This window comes from Dyella sp. EPa41, assembly GCF_016586165.1.
GTDB lineage: Bacteria > Pseudomonadota > Gammaproteobacteria > Xanthomonadales > Rhodanobacteraceae > Dyella.
Window position 1 is genome coordinate 1 of record NZ_BCPR01000060.1, and the last position, 21,597, is coordinate 21,597.

A 21,597-nucleotide genomic window follows, 5' to 3' on the forward strand; every position below is an offset into this window, starting at 1 on the left:
AAGGGAGTCCCCGTGGAGCGGCAGGCTTGCGGACCGCTGCCGCGGCTCAGGCCACTTTCTCTTCGCGTGGCACTCCCTTGTAGGAGCGCACCCAGTGCGCGACAGCCTTTCGCGCCGGTCTGCATGTTCATCGTTTGAGATGCATGAAGATTTCTGGTGCTGTCGTTGCCGGGTTTCGGCGACCGGGCTCGCCTGCCGCGGGCTGCCGGGCCGCTGCCGCGGCCCGGGTCACTTTCTCTTGCTTGCCCAAGAGAAAGTAACCAAAGAGAAAGGCCCCCCGCGTGGCGCTGGCTGGGCGTTGCCCAGCCAGTGCGTGAGGGGCGGCCGGGCTTTTCGACCGGGCTCCTGCCCGGACGAAAAGTGCCCGACGTCCTGTCGGGCACCCCTGCGGGGCCTGATCGTCCACCCCTCACCGCCACACAGGGGTTGAGTGAAGGCTCGTGCCGCTGCGCGGCACATCGCAACAACAAAACTGCACGCCTTTGTAGGAGCGCACCCAGTGCGCGACCGCAGCGCATCGATGACCTCTGCGGTCGCGCACTGGGTGCGCTCCTACAGGGTAGGGTCCGCTCTTGATCTTCCCTCCCCTATGGCGCGAGCAGGCGGGAGGTGGAATAGCCCGAAGGGTGGCCGGCAGGACGCCGGCCAGGGGATCGTCAGGGCAGGAGGCCCTGTCGATCCACCCCGCCTCCCGCCTGCGACCCCGCAGGGGCGCGCCATCGGGGTGGCCTTTCTCTTGGTTACTTCTCTTTACTCCGGGCATCCTGCCCTCCGCCCTTCGGGCCGGCTTCGCCGTTCGCACGCGCTCCGGCGCGTGCGTGGCCACGCAAAGAGAAGTGACCCGGCGGACGGCAGTCCGGCGGAAGCCCGCCGCAGGCGAGCCCAATCGCGGAAACACAGCAACCCCAAGCCAGTGTATTAACCGGACACACCGGAACGCCGAACCATGCGAACCGGCGCGAAAGGCTGTCGCGCACAGGGTGCGCTCCTACAAATACGGCGTTGAGGGGCGCGTCTTCGGCGACATCACGGCGGTACACAAGCGGCCAGGTTGCCCGGCGGCGCGCGAGAAAACAGCGTCAGACCCCGTGCACCTTCTTCGGTCGCGGCTGCATCGCGATCCTCACCAGGTACACCACGATCGCGATATTCCCCAGCAGCGCCACCAGCTTCAGCCAGGTGAAGTGATGGAATACCTCGTAGAACTCCAGCGGAATCAGCGAGCCTGTCGCGATCACCGTGAACCACTCCGCCCAATGCTTGCGCAGCCACAGGCCGGTGCCTTCGGTGGCGAAGATCGCGGCGTAACCGATCGCGACCAGTCCTACTGCGATGAAGCGGCTATGCCCCCATTGCTGCAGCAGGCTGACCAGTTGCCAGCGCAGGCCGTTGGTGTCGGTGAGCGAGAGGTGTTCCAGCCAGTGCACGAAGTGGTCGAAGTTCTGCTCGCGCTCCAGGTGGAAAGCCGCGGCGGCCGCGAACAGCAGGCCCACGGTCTTGATCGCCTTGTAGATGGCGATGATGCGCAGGCCCAGGCTGTGCTGGGCCTCCACCTCGGAGGTGGGCTGGGTAAGGTGATGCTCGGTCATGGCTCGACGATGGGCTGGCCTTACATGGTCGCCGCGGAATGATGAACGCAGTGCCACGAAATGCACAGCGGCGAAGGTCATGGACAAAAAACGACAGAGGCCATGCCCCCGGAAGGGACATGGCCTCTGGCTGGCCTTGGGAGCCGGTCAGCAGCAGCGGCCGCCCGTGCCCTTGTAGCGGGCGACCTGGCGTTCCCGGAAGAACTCCTTGTAGCTGGGCACCGGCCGCTCCGGGTGATGCGTGCGCAGGTGCTGCACGTACACGTCGTAGTCGGGTATGCCGCAGCAGAGGCGGGCGGTTTGCACCGCCCATTTCCGTATCGCTTGCAGGTTAGGGACGTTCATATCGAAGCCCTCAATGGGTGGGCACGCTCCCCAGCGCCACGTACGGCTCTTCGTGCGCCGTCGGGTGGTTGGTGCGCCAGGCCTTCATGATCGCGTTGATGGCGAAGCCGGCCATCGTCAGCACCAGCAGCATGAAGATGCCGGTCAGCGCGGCGTCCACGTAGTTGTTGGTGACGATGCGCTGCATTTCCTCGGCCGTCTTGGCCGGAGCGAGCAACTTGCCGTCAGCCGCGGCCTGGGCGTACTTGGTCGCCGCGGCGCTGAAGCTGATCGGGCCGCTGAGCTTCTGCCAGCCCGCGGTAAGCGTGCATACGCACAGCCAGATCGCCGGGATGCCCGGCACCCACACGTAGCGCTCGCGCTTGAGCTTCACCGTCACCACCGTGGCCAGCATCAGCGCCACCGCCGCCAGCATCTGGTTGGCAATGCCGAACAGTGGCCACAGCGTGTTGATGCCGCCGAGCGGGTCAACCGCGCCCTGGTACAGGAAGTAGCCCCACAGGCCGACGCAGATCGCGGTGGCGAGCAGGTTGCCGGTCCACGACTCGGTGTGCTGCAGCGGCTTGTGCACCAGCCCGGCGATTTCCTGGATCATGAAGCGGCCCACGCGCGTGCCGGCATCCACCGTGGTGAGGATGAACAGCGCTTCGAACAGGATGGCGTAGTGGTACCAGAACGCCATCATGCCCTCGCCCGGGATGATGCCGTGCAGCAGCTGGGCCATGCCCACCGCCAGCGTCGGCGCACCGCCGGCGCGGCTGAGGATGGTCTTCTCGCCGATGTTCTGTGCGGTGTTGAGCAACTCGTCGGGGGTCACCACGAAACCCCACTGGCTGATCGCGGTGGCGGCGTCCTGCGCGGTGGTGCCGATCAGCGCGGCCGGCGAGTTCATCGCGAAGTACACGCCCGGGTGCAGCGAGGCGGCGGCGACCAAGGCCATGATGGCGACGAAGGCCTCCATCAGCATGCCGCCGTAACCGATCATGCGGGCCTCGCCCTCGCTGGCGATCAGCTTGGGCGTGGTGCCCGAGGCAATGATCGAGTGCCAGCCCGATACCGCGCCGCAGGCAATGGTGATGAACAGGAACGGGAACAGGTTGCCCTGGAACACCGGACCGGTGCCGTCCACGAATTTGGTCAGGGCCGGCATCTGCAGCGTCGGCGCAGCCAGGAAGATGGCCAGCGCGAGCAGCAGGATGGTGCCGATCTTGAGGAAGGTGGAGAGGTAGTCGCGCGGCGCCAGCAGCAGCCACACCGGCAGCACCGACGCGCAGAAGCCATAGGCGATCAGCAGCCAGGCCAGCGACTTGGCGTCGAAGTCGAACATCGGTGCCAGCGTCGGCGAAGCGGCCACGTAGGCACCGCTCCAGATCGACAGCAGCAACAGGATCAGGCCGATGATCGACACTTCGAGGATCTTGCCCGGGCGCAGCCAGCGCAGGTACACGCCCATCAGCAAGGCAATCGGAATCGTGCAGGCCACCGTATAGGTGCCCCACGGGCTGTGCGTCAGCGCCTTGACCACGACCAGCGCCAGCACCGCCAGCACGATCATCATCAGCACGAGCACGCCGAACATGGCGACGATGCCGGCCACCGGGCCCAGTTCATCGCGCAGCATGTTGCCGAGCGAACGCCCGTCGCGGCGCACCGAGAGGCCCAGGATCATGAAGTCCTGCACCGCGCCGGCGAACACCACGCCGAACAGGATCCACAGCGTGCCGGGTAGGTAGCCCATCTGCGCGGCAAGCACCGGGCCTACCAGTGGACCGGCGCCGGCGATGGCGGCGAAATGGTGTCCGAACACCACCCACTTGTCTGTCGGCACGTAGTCCAGGCCGTCGTTGCGCAGCACGGCTGGGGTAGCGCGCGTCGGGTCCATGCGCAACACGTGATCATTGATGAATTTGCCGTAGAAGCGGTAGCCGATGACGAACACGGCAATCGCGGCGGCGACCAGCCAGATGGCGTTGATGGGTTCGCCTCGGCGCAGGGCGACGACGCCCAGACACCAGGCGCCCACGATGGCGATGGCGGCCCACAGGATCTTGCCTGCCGGGCTAGGTTTGACGGCGACGCTTGACATGCGGATTGGCTCCTGGACAGTCCCCCGACAGGGTCGTCCCGGTGGCTCCGGGGGTCAATGCCATTATGCGCCGGGAAATATTAGCCATTGGTCGAATGCGGGCTTATCGGCGGTACACCTGCCCGACATGCCGGGCGCGTACACTGGCCGGTGGGGCAGTGGCCCTGGGGGTCATGCCAAGTCAATGAAGATGCGAGGTTTTTCATGATCCGCGAGATTCTGAAAATGGGCGACCCGCGATTGCTGCGGGTGGCTCCGGCGGTACCGGATTCGATGATCGGCAGCGCGGAACTCGACGCGCTCATCGTCGACATGTTCGACACCATGCATGAGGCCGGTGGCGTCGGGCTGGCCGCACCGCAGATCGGTGTGGACCTGCAGTTGGTGATCTTCGGTTTCGATCGCTCCGAGCGTTATCCCGATGCACCGGCGGTGCCACGCACCATCCTGTTGAACCCGGTGATCACGCCGCTCTCGCAGGACATGGAGGAAGGCTGGGAAGGTTGCCTTTCCGTGCCGGGGCTGCGGGGTGCGGTCAACCGCTACACGTTGATCCGTTACCAGGGGCTTGATCCGAAGGGTGCGCAGATCGATCGAACGGCGGAGGGTTTTCATGCGCGCGTGGTGCAGCATGAGTGCGATCACCTGATCGGAAGGCTTTATCCGTCGCGGATCACGGATTTCAGCAAGTTTGGGTATACCGAGGTGTTGTTTCCGGGGATGGATGCGGGGGCGGACGAGTAGCGCTGTCGCCGCCCCATGCGGCCACCCCGCGCTGCAGGAGCTCACCCAGTGCGCGATGGCCCCTCGCCCCAATCCACAGCCGCCCTTTCCGCATTTGTAGGAGCGCACCCTGTGCGCGACAGCCTTTCGCGTCGGTCTGCACGTCTATTGCTCTTGCGATGACGGGTTGCCTCCGGTTGCCACGCCATCGCTAGCATGCCGCCTACGACCGTAGGACGTCCCCGTGCGACGCGGCGGATGTTTCAACGTCCTGCCGACCTCTGTAGGAGCGCACCCAGTGCGCGACAGCCTTTCGCGCCGGGCTGCATGGTTGTGGCTTCTGTTTGAGCGCAGGTGTTGCCTTCGGTAGCTCCGCTACCGCCAGGGTGTCGCCTACGCGGCGGGCGTTTCGATCCCCTGCCGGCGACGCGAAGCTAGTCCCGTGGGACGCTCGAGTCACTTTTCTTTTGCTGGCCCACGCACGCGCAGGAGCGCGTGCGAACGGCGAAGCCGGCCCGTAGGGCGGAGGGCAGGATGCCCGAAGTCAAAGATCCCACGGGGACTAGCTTCGCGTCGAAAGTAACCCAAAGAAAATGGCCTTCAGAGCCAAGGCTCATGGCAGTACGTGGGATAGAAGCGTCGGCCGACCGGGGCCAGCCGGGATGGGCTCGTTACTACCTCGAACGGAGCGGCTACACCGCAACGCGCCGAAGCGAAGAGGACTCAAGGCAACGTCGTTGAGCCGTGACGGGATCTATTCATGCCGCACCGCCGTCTTTTCTCCCTCTCCCCTCCGGGGAGAGGGCTGGGGTGAGGGGTCAATCTTGCGGCTAGCTCCGTTCGAAGCATGTTCTGTAGCGGAGAGGACTTAAAGCCACTTCGCTGACCCGTGATGAAGCCTGTGGGGCGCCGTACCCTTTCACCCTCTCCTCTCCCCTCCGGGGCACGCGGGGAGCGGCCATGGATGGCCGCGGCTTTGAGGAGCGAGGAGAGGGCTAGGGTGAGGGGGGGCTTGCGGGTGCGTTGCAACGAAATCCTTTTGCAACGCAGCACATCGCGACGCGGCTTCCTTCTCGCTGGACCGGCCCAACCCCGTTGCTTCTCCGACCGAATGCGGCAACCCTACGCGCTGGCCCCGGTCCGACCGGCCGGGGTGACGTAGCCACGGATTACCAGGGGAGCACCAATATGACGGGCATGAACTCGTGAGCGGCAACCATCCCAGCGCGGATTCGCGCAAAGAGCTGACCGTCCGCGGTCTCATCCTCGGCGTGGTGATCACGGTGGTGTTCACCGCGGCCAACGTCTTCTTCGGCCTCAAGGCCGGCCTCACCTTCGCTACCTCGATCCCGGCGGCGGTCATCTCGATGGCCTTGCTGCGCGGCTTCAAGGATTCGACGATCCAGGAAAACAACGTCGTCCAGACCATCGCCTCGGCGGCGGGCACGCTGTCGTCGATCATCTTCGTGCTGCCGGGCATGATCATGATCGGCTGGTGGGCGGACTTCCCGTTCTGGACCTCGTTCGCGGTGTGCGCGCTGGGCGGCACCCTTGGCGTGATGTACTCGATCCCGCTGCGCCGTGCGCTGGTGACCGACACGGATCTGCCGTACCCGGAAGGCCTGGCCTGCGCCGAAGTGCTCAAGGTGGGCAGCGGCGACGAGGCGGATGCCAATAGCGTGGAAGAGGGTCGTGCGGGCCTGCTCGCCGTGCTGTGGGGTTCGATCGTGTCGGCGGTGTTCGCCGTGGTGGTGGCCACGCAGGTGTTCGCCAGCGACGTGGTGCAGTACTTCCGCGTCGGCAACAAGGGATCGGTCAGCGGCTTTGACTTCAACCTCTCGTTCGCGCTGTTTGCGATCGGCCACCTCGTCGGCCTCTCGGTCGGCGTGGCGATGCTGATCGGCGCGTTGATCGGCTGGGGCTGGGGCGTGCCGCATTATTCGTTGATGGGCGACCTCACCGCCTCGGTGGCGGATCTCGCCCAGGGCACCTGGAGCCACAAGGTGCGCTTCGTCGGCGCGGGCGCCATCGGCGTCTCGGCCATCTGGACGCTGGCGAAGCTGGTGAAGCCGGTGATCAGCGGCCTGGCGAGCGCGATGGCCGCGTCGCGTGTGCGCAAGGCCGGCAAGGCCGACACGCTGCCGCGCACCGAGCGCGACATCCCGATCGGCATCGTGGGCCTGATTACCGTGGCCTGCTTCCTGCCGATCGGCTGGCTGCTCGGCTACTTCGGCACCACCAGCGGCCTGGGCGACCACGTGGGCGTGCTCGCCATCGGCGGCGTGGCGTTCGTGGTGCTGATGGGCTTCTTCGTGTCCACCGTGTGCGGCTATATGGCTGGCCTGATCGGTTCGTCCAACAGCCCGCTGTCGGGCGTGGGCATCCTGGTGGTGATCGCCGCGGCGCTGCTGCTGGTGGCGTTCGTGAAGCCGCATGTCGGTCCGGAAGAGGGCAAGGCGCTGGTGGCGTTCGCGCTGTTCATCACCTCGGTGGTGTTCACCGTGGCGGCCATCGCCAACAACAACCTGCAGGACCTGAAGACCGGCCAGCTGGTGGACGCCACGCCGTGGCGCCAGCAGGTGGCGCTGGTGGTGGGCGTGGTGGCCGGCGCGGCGGTGATCCCGCCGGTGCTGGACCTGCTCAATAAGGCCTACGGTTTCGTCGGCGTCGCCGGTGCGGGTGCGCATGCGCTGCCTGCGCCGCAGGCCGGCCTGATCTCGGCGCTGGCGCAGGGCGTGATCACCAACAACATCGACTGGAGCCTGATCATCACGGGTATCTGGATCGGCGTGGCGATCATCCTGATCGACGAAATCCTCCGCCGCACCACCAGGCACATGAGCATGCCGCCGCTGGCCGTCGGCCTGGGCATCTACCTGCCCACTGTCAGCACGTTGATGGTGGTGGTCGGCTCGATCGTGGGTTGGTACTTCGACCGCCGGGCGGATCGCTCGGCCAAGCCGGAAACCACCAAGCAGCTCGGCGTGCTGCTTGCCTCGGGCCTGATCGTGGGCGAAAGCGTGATCGGCGTGGTGATCGCCTTCATCGTCGGCCTCTCGGGCAAGGCCGCGCCGCTGGCGCTGGTCGGCGAGGGTTTCGCGGGCGCTGCCCAATGGATCGGCGGCATTGCCTTCGCCGCGGTCGTGTTCGTCATGTACCGCTGGGTGGCCCGCATGGCCAGGGGCCTGAACGGCAAGGCATGACAGCCGGGGGTTGCGGCCGGCTGACGCGGCCGCAACCGGAGGCAGCGAACAGGCTCTAGTGTCATCTCCCCATGCCACGATCGAACAGGAGATAGCCGCGACAGGCTATCCTAAGCGGTCGCAGGTAACGTACTGCGCGCTGGGTGATGTGGAGGCGTTGAACGCGTGGTGGAGCAGACTGGGGCGAACGCCTCGATTTCCGGTGAGGTGACGACTCGCCCAGGCCTGGCGGCCCGGTTGCGTCGTCTCGCCGGTCCGCTGCTTTCCGTCGCCATGCTGTGCCTGGCGCTGTGGGCGTTGCATCGCCTGGCCAGCGAAGTGAGCTACCGCGAGGTGGCGCGCTACGTCCACGGCCTGGAGAACCACCGCATCGCCCTGGCCGTGCTGCTCACCGCGGGCAGCTACGGCATGATGATCCTGTACGACTGGTTCGGCCTTGCCACTATCGGCAAGCGCCTTCCCGGTCCGCAGGTCAGCCTCATCTCGTTCATCAGCTACGCCTTCAGCAATGCGCTGGGCATGGCGCTGCTGATCTCGGGATCGATCCGCTACCGCTTCTATATCCAGGCCGGGCTCACCACCGCCGAAGTGGCGAAGGTGGTGGTCTACACGACGCTCAGTTTCTGGCTGGGCCTGTGTGCGCTCACTGGCGTGACGCTGCTGCTGGTGCCGGTGCCGCCCTCATTGCCATTGGCCAGCCTGCGACTGCCGGTGGCCGTGGCGCTCACCCTGGTGCCGCTGCTGTGGCTGGTCGGAGGGAAGCTGCTGAGCCGTCCCCTGCGCGTCTGGCGCTGGCGCGTGAACCTGCCGTCGCCGTTGGTCGCGGCGCGGCAGATCCTGGTGGGTGCGGTCGACTGGGGCCTGGCCGCGTACGTGCTGTACCTGTTGATGCCCAACGACGTCGACACCGGCTTCGGGCACTTCCTGGCGATCTTCGTGCTGGCGCAGATCGCCGGCCTGGTCAGCCACGTGCCGGGTGGCCTGGGCGTGTTCGAGGCGGTGATGCTGGCGGGCTTCGGCGCGGCGGGCAACCAGGGGCTGGAAGCGCCGATCCTCGGCGCGCTCGCCGCCTATCGCCTCATCTACTACTTCCTGCCGCTGTTCGCCGCGACGCTGGTAGTGCTGTGGCGCGAGGCGCGCGGCCTGCGCCAGAAGGCGCTGCTGGCACCTTGGTTCACCGGCCTGCTGCCGCCGTTCTTCGCCGGCCTCACCATGGTGTCGGGCGCGGTGCTGCTGTTCTCCGGCGCAACGTCGGCGTTGCCGGCGCGCATGGCGATCCTGCGCGACGTGTTGCCGCTGGCGGTGCTGGAAGTCTCGCACTTCCTCTCCAGCGTGGTCGGCATGATGCTGCTGATCCTCGCGCGCGGCCTGCAGCGCCGGCTCGATGCGGCGTACGTGCTTACGCTGATCCTGCTGGTGCTTGGCGCCGTGCTGTCGCTGCTCAAGGGCATCGACTATGAGGAAGCCACCTTGCTGTCGTTGCTGGCGCTGGCACTGGCGCCGGCGCACCAGCTGTTCTATCGGCGCGCGTCGATGTTCAGCGCGAGCTTCTCGTGGGGCTGGATCATCGCGATCGTCGCCGTGCTGGTGTGTGCCGGCTGGCTGGTCGGCTTCAGCTACAAGCACGTGGAATACAGCAGCAACCTGTGGTGGGAGTTCAGCTTCTACCACGGCGGCGCGCCACGCGCGTTGCGCGCACTGGTGGGCGCAGCCGCGGCTGGCCTGCTGTTCGCCCTGGCCAACCTGATCCGTCCCGCGCGCCCGCACCTGCAGCTGCCGGACGAAGCGGATCTGCAAAAAGCACTGCCGCTGATCAAGCGCTACAGTTCGGCGCAGGCGCATCTCGCGTTGATGGCCGACAAGACGCTGCTGTTCGACGCCGAAGCCAAGGCCTTCATCATGTACGACGTGGAAGGCCGCAGCTGGGTCGCTATGGGCGATCCGGTGGGTGAGGACGAAGAGGCGCGCCGCGAGCTGGTGTGGAGCTTCCGCGACCTGTGCGAGCGCGCGGGCGGGTGGCCGCTGTTCTACCAGGTGCGGCCGGAAGACCTCGACCTGTACCTCGAAGTGGGCATGAACCTGATCAAGATCGGCGAAGAGGCACGCGTGCCGCTGGCCGAGTTCAATCTCGACGGCAAGTCGAAGAAAGTGCTGCGCAACACTGTCAACAAGCTCACGCGCGAAGGCATGCGCCTGGAGATCATCCCGGCCGAGGCGGTGGCGCTGCTGCTGCCGAAGCTCAAGGCGATCTCCGATGCGTGGATGCGCGACAAGGGCGTGCGCGAAAAGGGCTTCTCGCTCGGCACCTTCGATCCGCAATATCTGCAGCGCACGCCGATGGCCCTGGTGTGGCAGGGCGAGCAACTCGTCGCGTTCGCCAACCTTTTCCTCACCGACAGCAAGGAAGAGGCCTCGCTCGACCTCATGCGCCACTTGCCCGAAGGCACGGCCGGCGTGATGGACTTCCTCTTCATCGAGCTGATGCAGTGGGCCAAGGGCGAAGGCTACCGCTGGTTCAACCTCGGCATGGCGCCGTTCTCCGGCCTGCAGAACCGCCGAAGCGCGCCGCTGTGGAGCCGCCTGGGCGCGATGCTGTTTGGTCGCGGCGAGCGCTTCTACAACTTCCGGGGCCTGCACAAGTACAAGGACAAATTCGATCCCGTGTGGGAACCTCGTTATCTTGCGGTGCCTAACGGCATCGCCCTGCCGCTGGTGTTCGCCAACGTGGCGAGCCTTATTTCGGGTGGACTCTCTGGCATGGTGCGCCGTTGAAACGACTCTGGAAGTGGATGGTGCTGGTCCTGGCAATGGCGGTCGGCGTGGGCCTGTGGGCCTGGCAGCCGTGGCATCACGCGACGATGGACGAATCGATCGTGGAGGTGCCGGCCAAGGCGGGTGTGACGCCGATGGCGGGGCGCGAGGACGTGGTGGCCGTGTTCTATTCCGGCGACGGCGGTTGGCGCGACCTTGACCAGTCGCTGGGCAAGATCATCGCCTCGCACGGCATCCCCGTGGTCGGGGTGAGCCTGCTCAAGTACTACTGGCGCGAGCGTTCGGCCGAGGATTCCGCCGCCGACCTCGACGCATTGATCGCGCGTACGGTCGCCTCGGGCGAGAAGAAGCGCATCTGGCTGGTCGGTTTCTCGTTCGGCGCCGACGTGCTGCCCTCCATCGTCGACAAGCTCAGCCCGGAAGGACGGGCCCGCGTTGCGCAGATCGTGATGCTCTCGCCCAGCAAGGACGTGAACTTCGAGATCGAGATGGAAGGCTATATGCGCGAGGGTTGGTGGAAGACCCACACGCAGGACTTCTTCCAGTGGATCAATCCGGTGAAGCACTACGACGCCCGCGCGCCGCTGCTGGCGCTCGGTGGCCATCCGCCCGTCGTGTGTTACTACGGTCTCGACGACAAGGACGAGACCATCTGCGCTGAAACCGATCTTCCCGCATGGATCAAGGTCTATGCGAAGAAGGGCGACCATCACTTCGATTACAACTACGAAGGGTTGGCGCAGCAGATGATCCAGGATTTGCCGGCGCACTGATGGCCCACAGTTACCTGTGGGCGTGCTCCAGCAGGGAAGGGGCAGTCGTTGCACGATGACTGCACCGCTGCATGGGGTGGCTCTGACGCAAGGCTGGCCACCGTGCCACGCGCTTTCGTCGATACCGGGGGAGTCGGGGACGGTGGAACAGACGGCTGACTACGCGGGACGCAACAGCGGGATCGACCTGCTGCGTGGGTTCTCGATACTGCTGGTGGTGCTGCACCACATCGGGCTGCGCATTCCGCTGAAGAAGACGCTGCTGGCCGATGTGTTGCCGGTTAGCCTGCTGCGTGCGCTGAATTTCAACGGCTACGAAGCGGTCTTCATCTTCTTCGTGATTTCCGGGTTCCTGATCACCCGCCACGTGCTTCTGCGCGACGGTGCGCTGGCGAGGATCGACCTGCGTGGTTTCTACGCGCGTCGCTTCTCGCGCATCGTCCCGTGCCTGCTCCTGTTGGTGGCGGTGCTCAGCGTGCTGCACTGGCTGGGCGTTGGCGACTACGTCATCAAGCGGGAAGGGCAGTCGTTGCCGCGCGCGATCGTGGCGGCCTTGGGCTTTCACCTGAACTGGTACGAGGGCGTGACCGGCTATCTGCCGGGCAACTGGGACGTGCTGTGGTCGTTGTCGATCGAGGAAGTGTTCTACCTCGTGTTCCCGCTCGTCTGCCTGCTTGCGCGACGTACCTGGATACTTGTGCCGATGCTGATCGTGCTCGCGCTGTCGTTGCCGTGGACACGTGCGGCGCTCGCTGACAATGAAATATGGCAGGAGAAGGCCTATCTGCCCGGGATGGCCGCCATCGCCACGGGTGTGCTGGGTGCGTTGCTGGCACAGCGATGGCGTCGCATGCCGCACGGTGTGATCTGGCTGCTTTGCGCCATGGGCATGCTGGGGCTCTACCTGGTGATGGTTCAAGGCGCGTGGCTCTGGCACCTCATCCATCATGGCTACATGCTGGTGCTGACAGGCGCCGCGCTTTGCCTGGTGCTGGCGAGCCACGGAGCGGCAAGGTCGGATGGGCACCGTGCATTACGTGGCTTTGGCTGGCTGCGGTCCTGGGGGCGGCTCAGCTACGAGATCTACCTCACGCACATGTTCGTGGTGTTCGCCGCCGTGCGTTTGTACAAGGCGATCGAAGGCGACGCTGCGTTGGGCTTCCTGTGGTACCTGCCAACGTTGCCGTTGTGCTGGCTGCTGGGCAGGTGGGTGGAACGCCACGTGTCGACGCCAGCCGAGCGCTGGCTGCGCGGGCGGATGCTGGCCGTGCCGGCTGAGTCGGTGACCGCCGCCGCCTAGCGCGTCAAAGCTCCATCAGGTCGCGGCCCACGACCAGGCGACCTTTGAAATGCGGCGACACCGCATCGCGCCATACCTCGTCCGGTACCGGCGGATGGCCGCCCGGGACGAAATGGTTCAGTACCAGTGTCTTCACGCCGGCTTCGGTGGCGATGCGGCCGACCTGCTCGGTGGTGGTATGACTGGCGAGCAAGTGCTCGCGCAGCCGCGCGGCATTCGGCTCGGTGCCGATCAGCTTCTCGAGCGCAGGGAGGTACATCACCTCGTGCACCAGCATGTCGGCGCCGCGCGCAAGCTCGATGAGGTTGTCCGAGGGGCGCGTGTCGCCGGAGAACACGATGCTTCGATCGGGACAGTCGAAGCGGTATGCGAATGCGGGCGTCACCGGCGGATGCTGCACGAGAGCCGAGGTGACCTTCACGCGTTCGTCGTGCATGACCGGGCCAGGCCCCGCCAGGTCGTGCGGCACGAGCAGCGGCGCCAATGGCGGACGGCCCTCGTCCCTCTCACGGATATGGATATCGCCCGCATTCATCGCGAGGAACTGCCGCGTCATGTCGGTGAGCGGTGGCGGCCCCCATAGGTCCACGCGGGTGTGCAACGGCCCGGACCAGGCCAGCCACGGCAGATTGCCGACATCGGCGTTGTGGTCGGAATGCTGATGGGTGATGAAGACATGGCGCAGTGCGCCGAGGTCGAGGCCGGCCTTCACCATCTGCCGCGCCACGCCGTTGCCGCAGTCGATCACGTAGACCACGCCGTCGATCACGATAGCGCTCGCCGGCGCGGCGCGATCGGCCTTCGGCGTCGGACCGCCCGCGGTGCCCAGCAGGATCAGCCGGGAGCGGCGAATGGGCCCGGCCCGCAGGCGTCCAGGTGACAGCGTGGCGGCGGCAAGGACAAATCCGGTCGCCTGCAGCAGGCGGCGGCGCGAGGGACGAAAGTCGGTGGAAGAGGCCATGACCGTCGATGGTCCAGGTGGGATCGCAGTATGGCAAGCGTGAAGGAGGATCGTGCGGGTGGGGCGCTCCCGGGCCATCTCGCGAGGCAGTGACATGTGCGTCGGTGGTGATCGCGCACTGGGTGCGCTCCTACATTCGCACGAGGTGACGTCACCGCGAGCACCCACCCCTCACCCCAGCCCTCTCCTCGCTCCTCAAAGCCGCGGCCATCCATGGCCGCTCCCCGCGTGCCCCGGAGGGGAGAGGGAGAAAGGGCGTGGCAGCCACTGACTCCCTCGCCATCCAACGAAGTGGCTTTAAGTCCTCTTCGCCACGACGCGTTGCGGTGTAGCCACGCCGTTCGAGGTAGTAACAAGCGCACCCCGGCTGGCCTCGGTCGTCCGACGCTTCTATCCCCCGTACTGCTATGAGCCTTGGCTCTGAAGGCCATTTTCTTTGGGTTACTTTCGACGCGAAGCTAGTCCCCGTGGGATCTTTGACTCCGGGCGTTCCGCCCTCCGCCCTGCAGGCCGGCTTCGCCGTTCGCACGCAAACAGCGCGTGCGTGGGCCAGCAAAAGAAAAGTGACTCGGCGGTCCCACGGGACTAGCTTCGCGTCGCCGGCAGGACGTCGAAACGCCCGCTGCGTAAGCGGCAACCTAGTCGTATCGCGACAGCCGAAGACTGGACACTACTGGATCCCGGCCTGCGCCGGGATGACGACCATAGAGACTGTCGCGAAAGGCTGTCGCGCACAGGGTGCGCTCCTACAAGGGCAGGGGATCGAAACGCCCGCCGCGCCCCACGGGGACGTCCCACGGTCGTAGGCGGCATGCTCGCGATGGCGTGGCAACCGGAGGCAAACCGTCATCGCAAGAGCCACAATCATGCAGACTGTCGCGAAAGGCTGTCGCGCACTGGGTGCGCTCCTACAAGGGGACGGGGCGCCGACATACGACGCCGACTCGTCCAGGCCACAACAGCGCTCCGCCGAGAATCAGCGATAGCGGTTGATGGTGTCGCGCAACTCGATGGCCGCGCCGCGCGCCGCCTGCGCGAAGTCCTCGCCGTTCCCCGCATAGAGAATGGCGCGCGAAGAAGAAATCATCAGCCCGGTGCCGTTCATGGTGCGGCCATGCCTGAGCACCGCTTCCACGTCCCCACCCTGCGCGCCGATACCCGGCACCAGCAGCGGCATGTCGCCGACGATGGCGCGCACCTTGCCGAGTTCTTCCGGCCAGGTGGCGCCGGTGACCAGCGCGCAGTTGCCGTTGGCGTTCCAGTCACGGGCGATGGTTTCGGCCACGCGCAGGTACAGCGGCAGGCCGCCGCAATCGAGCGCCTGGAAATCCGCGCCGCCCGGGTTGGAGGTGCGGCAGAGCAGGATCACGCCCTTGTCGGCGCGATCGAGGAAGGGCTGGATGGAATCGCGGCCCAGGTACGGGTTGAGCGTCACCGCATCGGCGCCGTAGCGCTCGAACGCCTCGGTGACGTAGTGCTGCGCCGTGCTGCCGATGTCGCCGCGCTTGGCATCGAGGATCACCGGCACGCCCGGATGCTGGTCGTGGATATGCGCGATCAGGCGTTCCAGCGCGCCCTCCGCGCGCAGCGCGGCGAAGTGGGCGATCTGCGGCTTGTAGCTGGATACGACGTCGGCGGTCGCATCGACGATGCCGCGGCAGAACTCGAACACCGAGTCGGCGCGGCCCTTGAGGTGCGCCGGGAATTTCGCGGGCTCGGGATCGAGGCCGACGCAGACGAGGGAGTTGTGGCGGGCCCATGCCTGTTGCAGGGATTGCATGAAGTGCATGGTGGTCTCCTTTGGGCGGCTGCTCGTTGTCCGCAGATCAGCCGCCACCTTGCAAAGTGCGCCCCTCTCCCAACGGGAGAGGGTGCCGGCAGGCGGGTGAGGGTGCGGACGGAGCGCGCTGTTGATGGCTTGCGCAAGCCCGCACCCTCTCCCCGACCCCGCTCCCATCGGGAGAGGGGCTACGGCGATTACGCCAGCTTCTTGTACTTCACGCGATGCGGCTTGGCAGCCTCGTCGCCGAGGCGACGCTTCTTGTCCGCCTCGTACTCGTTGTAGTTGCCCGGGAAGAATTCCACGTGCGAATCGCCTTCGAACGCGATGATGTGCGTGGCGATGCGGTCGAGGAACCAGCGGTCATGCGAGATGACCACGGCGCAGCCCGGGAACTCGAGCAGCGCGTCTTCCAGCGCACGCAGGGTTTCCACGTCCAGGTCGTTCGACGGTTCGTCGAGCAGCAGCACGTTGCCGCCCTGCAGCAGGGTCTTGGCCATGTGCAGGCGACCGCGCTCACCGCCGGACAGCTGGCCGACGATCTTCTGCTGGTCGGTGCCCTTGAAGTTGAAGCGGCCGATGTACGCGCGCGACTGGATCTCGAAGGTGCCGATGGTGAGGATGTCCGAACCGCCGGACACCTCCTGCCACACGTTGTTCTTCGGGTCGAGCGCGTCGCGCGACTGGTCGACGTAGGCGAGCTTGACCGTGTGGCCCAGCTTCACCTCGCCCGAGTCGGGCTGCTCCTTGCCCATGATCATCTTCATGAAGGTGGACTTGCCGGCGCCGTTCGGGCCGATCACGCCGACGATGGCGCCCGGCGGGATCTTGAACGACAGGTCCTCGATCAGCACGCGGTCGCCGAAGGCCTTGGTGACGTTCTTGAATTCGATCACTTCCTGGCCCAGGCGCTCGCCCGGCGGAATGAAGATTTCGTTCGTCTCGTTGCGGCGCTGGTATTCGACCGAGTTCAGCTCCTCGAAGCGGTTGAGACGCGCCTTGCCCTTGGACTGACGGCCCTTGGCCGCCGAGCGCACCCACTCCAGTTCCTTCTCGATCGCCTTCTGGCGCGACTTTTCCTGCTGGGCTTCCTGCTTGAGGCGCTGGTCCTTCTGCACCAGCCACTCGGTGTAGTTGCCCTTCCACGGAATGCCGCGGCCGCGGTCGAGCTCGAGGATCCACTCGGCGGCGTTGTCGAGGAAGTAGCGGTCATGGGTGACGGCCACCACGGTGCCCGGGTAGTTCTGCAGGAACTGCTCCAGCCAGTCGACGGACTCGGCGTCCAGGTGGTTGGTGGGCTCGTCCAGCAGGAGCATGTCGGGCTTGGACAGCAACAGGCGGCACAGCGCCACGCGGCGCTTCTCGCCACCCGAGAGCGGGCCGATCTTGGCGTCCCACGGCGGCAGGCGCAGCGCATCGGCGGCCACTTCCAGCTGGCGTTCCAGTGCGTGGGCGTCGTTCACGGCCAGGATGTTTTCCAGCTGCTCCTGTTCCTTGGCCAGCTTGTCGAAGTCGGCGCCTTCCTCGGCGTAGGCGGCGTAGACCTCTTCCAGGCGCTTCTGCGCGTCAAGGACCACGGAGACGCCTTCCTCGACGGCTTCACGCACGGTCTTCTCGGGATCCAGCTCCGGCTCCTGCGCGAGGTAGCCGATCTTGATGCCCGGCTGCGGGCGGGCTTCGCCCTGGAAGTCCTTGTCGACGCCGGCCATGATGCGCAGCACCGTGGACTTGCCCGCGCCGTTCAAGCCCAGCAGGCCGATCTTGGCGCCGGGGAAGAAGGAGAGCGAGATGTCCTTGATGATCTGGCGCTTCGGGGGAACGATCTTGCTGACCCCGTTCATGGTGTAGATGAATTGCGAACTCATTGAGCCTCCGGCGGCGTGCACGACACCGGCCGGCAGGGCTGGCGGGTGCGTCAGACTGGGTATCAAACCGTGCATTATAGCGGGTCGGAGCGGCGTCCCGGTGACCGCCGCGTCCTTGGGTTGGCGACCATTTCGCCCCGGCCGCCCGGCGTTGTCCCGTAAGGGGCCGATCCCGCGTCCGCCCTGGCCTTTTTCGCGGGAGACGGTCATGGCGAGCGTACTGGCGACGGACGTGGCAGTGCGCTGGGCGGCGGCGCTGGACTGCCGGGCGGCCCAATGCGCGACGCGGCGAGGCCGACTCGCCGTCTTCCTGCATGAGTTCGTGTGCTCTGGAATCAGGCAGGCCCGAGCATGCCTGTTCGGCGGCTGCATGCCGGCGCTCGCCTGGCTGGCGCGCCGCACTGGGCGCGATCCTGCAAGCGGGTGGGCCGCCTGACTCAGCGCTCGCTGTCCAGCGAGGCCATGCCCTGGGTGTTGTAGCGATCGCCGGCCGCCGCACCCGGCGGGAAGGCTTTCTCCAGTGCGGCGAGGTCATCCGCGGTGAGCACGACATCCAGTGCACCCAGTGCCTCCTGCAGCCGCTCGCGGGTGCGCGAGCCCACCAGCGGCACGATGTCTTCCCCTTGGGCGAGCGCCCATGCAATGGCGACCTGCGCCACGCTGCAGCCCTTCACGGCGGCAAGATCTTGCAGCGCGTCGACCAGCTTGAGGTTGTGCGCGAGGTTGTCGCCCTGGAAGCGCGGGCTATGCGTGCGGAAGTCGCGTGTGTCGGTCTGCTTGCCCTTGGACCAATGGCCACTGATGAGTCCGCGCGACAGCACGCCGTAGGCGGTGATGCCGATGCCCAGCTCGCGGCACGTGGGCAGGATCTCCTTCTCGATGCCGCGCGAGACCAGGGAGTACTCGATCTGCAAATCCGACACCGGCATCACCGCATTCGCGCGCCGGATGGTCCCGGGGCCGACCTCGGAGAGTCCAAGGTTGCGCACGTAACCGGCTTTCACCAGATCGGCAATGGCGCCGACGGTTTCTTCGATGGGCACATTCGGGTCGAGGCGGGCGGGGCGATAGATGTCGACGTAATCGGTGCGCAGGCGCTGCAGCGTATAGGCGAGCGCCGTCTTCACCGCGGCGGGTCGGGCGTCATAGCCCAGCCATTCGCCCGCCGGTCCGCGCTGCGCGCCGAACTTCACGCTGAGCTGGTAGCTGTCGCGCGTGCGGCCGACCAGCGCCTCGCCGATCAACATCTCGTTGTGGCCCATGCCATAGAAATCGCCGGTGTCGAGCACGGTGATGCCGGCGTCGAGCGCGGCATGGATGGTGGCGATGCTTTCGTTGCGATCGCTGGCGCCGTACATGCCGGACATGCCCATGCAGCCGAGGCCGAGGGCGGAGGCCTTGGGGCCGTTTTTGCCGAGGGGGCGGTATTTCATTCGGGGTGCTCCGCGGGGGATGGGGTCTCCCATGGTGCACGGGAGGGGTGTGTATGCCATGTGCCGGTGGGTTTGCGCGGGGCTGTCCTGATGTTGCGCGCGTTTATTTCGCGAGGGGTTTTCGCCTCAGCCCGCTTTGTTTCCGCGTGTTCCACTTTTTTGTAGGAGCGCACCCTGTGCGCGACAGCCTTTCGCGCCGGTTTGCACGTCTATTGCTCTTGTGAAGGCGGGCTATTGCCTTCGGTTGCCATGCTGTCGCGAGCATGCCGTCTACGACCGTAGGAAGTCCCCGTGGGGCGCGGCGGGCGTTTCGATCCCCTGCCCTTGTAGGAGCGCACCCTGTGCGCGACAGCCTTTCGCGACAGTCTCCATGGTTGTCATCCCGGCGCAGGCCGGGATCCAGTAGTGTCCAGTCTTCGGCTGTCGCGATACGGCTAGGTTGCCGCTTACGCAGCGGGCGTTTCGACGTCCTGCCGGCGACGCGAAGCTAGTCCCCGTGGGACGACGCGAAGCTAGTCCCGTGGGACCGCCGAGTCACTTTTCTTTTGCTGGCCCACGCACGCGCTGTTTGCGTGCGAACGGCGAAGCCGGCCCGCAGGGCGGAGGGCAGGATGCCCGGAGTCAAAGATCCCACGGGGACTAGCTTCGCGTCGAAAGTAACCCAAAGAAAATGGCCTTGAGAGCCAAGGCTCATAGGGATATGGGGATGGAAGCGTCGGACGACCGAGGTCAGCTGGCATACGCTCGTTACTACCTCGAACGGAGCGGCTACACCGCGACGCGCTGACGCGGAGAGGACTTAAAGCCACTTCGCTGAGCCGTGATGAACTTTATGGGGTGCCGCACCCTTTCTCCCTCTCCCCTTCCGGGGCACGCGGGGAGCAGCCATGGATGGCCGCGGCTTTGAGGAGCGAGGAGAGGGCTGGGGTGAGGGGCGGGGCTCGCGACGACGTTACCTACTCCCTGTAGGAGCGCACCCAGTGCGCGATCAATCTCGGCGCACGCGTCACTTTCCCGCAAGATGGATCGCGCGTCCGTCATCACCCCTTGGCCTTGGCCACCTCAAACAGCGCCGCCACCGTGCGCGTATGCAGCGATGCGGCGTCATGACCTGCCGGCAGCAACCCTGCGATCTCCAGCATCACCGCGCCATGCAGTGCCGCCCATATCTGGTGACCGAGGATGGCCGGGTCAGCATCCACGGCGCCCTCCGCGATCAGCACCTCCACATGGGCGGCCACCGTGCGCCACATGCGTTCGTGGGCCTCGCGATAGCCTGGATCGTCGCGATTGGCCTGGGGATACTCGAACATCAGTCGATAGGTCGCGGTGTTCTCGCGCGCGAATGCGATGTACGCGTCGCGCACCGCACGTGAGCGTTGCCGGCCGTCGCCCGGGGAATCCAGCGCCCGCTCCAACGCCTCCGAGAAACGATGCATGCCGCGCGTTCGCACTGCCGTGAGGATCTCGTCCTTGTTGGCGAAGTAGCGGTACGTGGTCATCGTGCCGCTGCCAAGCTCGGCGGCGATGCGGCGCATGGTGACGGCGGCGGGGCCTTCGTCCACATGGAGCCGCGCCGCGACCTGGCAGATGCGTTCGCGGAACGCCTCGGTTTCCCGCTCGCTCAGCGCACGTGGCACGTCAATGCACGTCCAGTGTCTTGCGGAAGAAGGCGAGGGCGTCGGCGTTGATCTGCGCGTGCGCCTTGGCGCGGTCCACGCCCTGCGGATCACGGCACATCGCTGGAATTTCCTTCGCCAGCTCAGGCGAGCAGGGCGGCAGGAACACCCAGTGGTCGGCCTTCGGGATTTCCTTCACGCCGGCCAGGGTGGGGAGGAGCGGCTGGATGTGTTTCGCGTTGGCTTCCGGCGGCAGCACATGGTCGTTCTCGCCGTAGTACAGGTACACAGGAACGTGCACGTTGTCGAAGCTGTGCTCGTCGAAGATGAGGCTGAGCGGCGCCATGGCGAAGACGGCTTTCACGCGCGGGTCGGCGGTGTCGCCGTAGCGGCCTAGTTGGCCCTGCATGTCGTCGAGCACCTGCTCCATTGTCTTGCCCTGCCTGGCGGCCGATGCCTCGAAGTCGGCGCGATGGCCGCACACGTCCTTGTCGTCCGGGTAGCGGTCGCAGAAGGCGATGAAGCGGACGAAGCGCGGCCTGGCACCGGCAATCATCAGCGACGTGTAACCGCCCGCGGAGAATCCGGCGACACCGATGCGGTTCGGGTCGATCAGCGCTTTCCAGCGCGGATCGGCCAGCAGCGTGCTGATGGTGGCCTTGACCTGGATCGGCCGGCCCGCCAGCACTTCGATGCGCCCCACGCCGCTGGTATCGCGGAAGTAGTCGCCCAGGTGGTTGAGCGTGGCGACCACGAAGCCATGGCTGGCCAGGTACGCGGCCAGGTCGTGGTGGCCAAGGTCGCTGCCGCCGTTGCCGTGGGAAAGGATCACCAGCGGCTTCGGGCCCGGAATGGCCGGTGCGTCGGGCGTGGCGGCCACGTGGTACGGGCCCAGGGCCACCGTGCCATGGGTCGGCTGGAAGGAGGGGTAGAACACGTCGCCCTCGGTCATTTTGCCGCTCACGGGGTCGTGGATCTGGATCGCGGCGATGCCCACGCCGGTGGCATCGGCGGCAAAACCGGCCAGGGGAAGCAGCAGGGCCAGCAGGCCGGCCAGGCAGGGCAGCAGCGGGCGGGCAGGGGTGATCCGGGGCGGTTGACGACGCAACGACAGGATGGGCATGGTCAGGACTCGTGGATGGCGTGCA

14 protein-coding genes are annotated in these 21,597 nt (G+C 66.2%); 5 read left to right on the plus strand and 9 right to left on the minus strand.

Annotation, left to right across the window (positions count from 1 at the left end):
• Positions 1 to 1,079 precede the first annotated feature (1,079 nt).
• The 3 genes from JMF82_RS16625 to JMF82_RS16635 form a co-directional block, all read right to left on the minus strand.
• Positions 1,080 to 1,589, minus strand: a complete 510-nt coding sequence (locus tag JMF82_RS16625) for a DUF2127 domain-containing protein (protein ID WP_201315669.1) — start codon at positions 1,587 to 1,589, stop codon at positions 1,080 to 1,082.
• A 147-nt stretch (positions 1,590 to 1,736) separates the two neighbouring features.
• A complete protein-coding gene (locus tag JMF82_RS16630) occupies positions 1,737 to 1,934 on the minus strand; it encodes a YbdD/YjiX family protein (RefSeq protein WP_201315670.1) in 198 nt (65 codons plus the stop codon).
• A 10-nt stretch (positions 1,935 to 1,944) separates the two neighbouring features.
• Complete coding sequence (locus tag JMF82_RS16635) at positions 1,945 to 4,020, minus strand: carbon starvation CstA family protein (RefSeq protein ID WP_201315671.1); 2,076 nt, start codon at positions 4,018 to 4,020, stop codon at positions 1,945 to 1,947.
• A gap of 204 nt (positions 4,021 to 4,224) precedes the next feature.
• On the opposite strand from JMF82_RS16635, the gene def reads away from it, so the two are divergent.
• From def to JMF82_RS16660, 5 genes are all read left to right on the plus strand, one after another.
• A complete protein-coding gene (gene def / locus JMF82_RS16640; protein WP_201315672.1) occupies positions 4,225 to 4,764 on the plus strand; it encodes a peptide deformylase in 540 nt (179 codons plus the stop codon).
• A gap of 1,184 nt (positions 4,765 to 5,948) precedes the next feature.
• Complete coding sequence (locus JMF82_RS16645) at positions 5,949 to 7,946, plus strand: oligopeptide transporter, OPT family (RefSeq protein WP_201315673.1); 1,998 nt, start codon at positions 5,949 to 5,951, stop codon at positions 7,944 to 7,946.
• A gap of 207 nt (positions 7,947 to 8,153) precedes the next feature.
• The gene (gene mprF, locus JMF82_RS16650) at positions 8,154 to 10,718 is read left to right on the plus strand and encodes a bifunctional lysylphosphatidylglycerol flippase/synthetase MprF (protein WP_236585524.1); all 2,565 of its coding nucleotides are present in this window, start codon (positions 8,154 to 8,156) and stop codon (positions 10,716 to 10,718) included.
• Positions 10,715 to 11,491 (plus strand): AcvB/VirJ family lysyl-phosphatidylglycerol hydrolase, encoded by a 777-nt coding sequence (locus tag JMF82_RS16655; RefSeq protein ID WP_201315674.1) that lies wholly within the window; start codon positions 10,715 to 10,717, stop codon positions 11,489 to 11,491. The genes mprF and JMF82_RS16655 overlap by 4 nt, the downstream gene beginning before the upstream one ends.
• A gap of 142 nt (positions 11,492 to 11,633) precedes the next feature.
• A complete protein-coding gene (locus JMF82_RS16660) occupies positions 11,634 to 12,791 on the plus strand; it encodes an acyltransferase (RefSeq protein WP_236585525.1) in 1,158 nt (385 codons plus the stop codon).
• A 4-nt stretch (positions 12,792 to 12,795) separates the two neighbouring features.
• Here the strand turns inward: JMF82_RS16660 and JMF82_RS16665 are convergent, their stop codons facing one another.
• From JMF82_RS16665 to JMF82_RS16690, 6 genes are all read right to left on the minus strand, one after another.
• Complete coding sequence (locus JMF82_RS16665) at positions 12,796 to 13,752, minus strand: MBL fold metallo-hydrolase (protein WP_201315676.1); 957 nt, start codon at positions 13,750 to 13,752, stop codon at positions 12,796 to 12,798.
• 976 nt (positions 13,753 to 14,728) lie between these two features.
• The gene (gene pyrF / locus JMF82_RS16670; RefSeq protein WP_201315677.1) at positions 14,729 to 15,541 is read right to left on the minus strand and encodes an orotidine-5'-phosphate decarboxylase; all 813 of its coding nucleotides are present in this window, start codon (positions 15,539 to 15,541) and stop codon (positions 14,729 to 14,731) included.
• Between the two features lie 188 nt (positions 15,542 to 15,729).
• Positions 15,730 to 17,397 carry an energy-dependent translational throttle protein EttA gene (gene ettA, locus JMF82_RS16675; RefSeq protein WP_201315678.1) on the minus strand — a complete coding sequence of 556 codons (1,668 nt, stop codon included), beginning with the start codon at positions 17,395 to 17,397 and terminating at the stop codon, positions 15,730 to 15,732.
• 437 nt (positions 17,398 to 17,834) lie between these two features.
• Entirely contained in the window at positions 17,835 to 18,830 is a 996-nt protein-coding gene (locus JMF82_RS16680) for an aldo/keto reductase (protein WP_201315679.1), read from the minus strand.
• 1,040 nt (positions 18,831 to 19,870) lie between these two features.
• Positions 19,871 to 20,470, minus strand: a complete 600-nt coding sequence (locus JMF82_RS16685) for a TetR/AcrR family transcriptional regulator (RefSeq protein WP_201315680.1) — start codon at positions 20,468 to 20,470, stop codon at positions 19,871 to 19,873.
• Position 20,471: 1 nt separating this feature from the next.
• Complete coding sequence (locus JMF82_RS16690; protein ID WP_201315681.1) at positions 20,472 to 21,572, minus strand: hypothetical protein; 1,101 nt, start codon at positions 21,570 to 21,572, stop codon at positions 20,472 to 20,474.
• Positions 21,573 to 21,597: the final 25 nt, after the last annotated feature.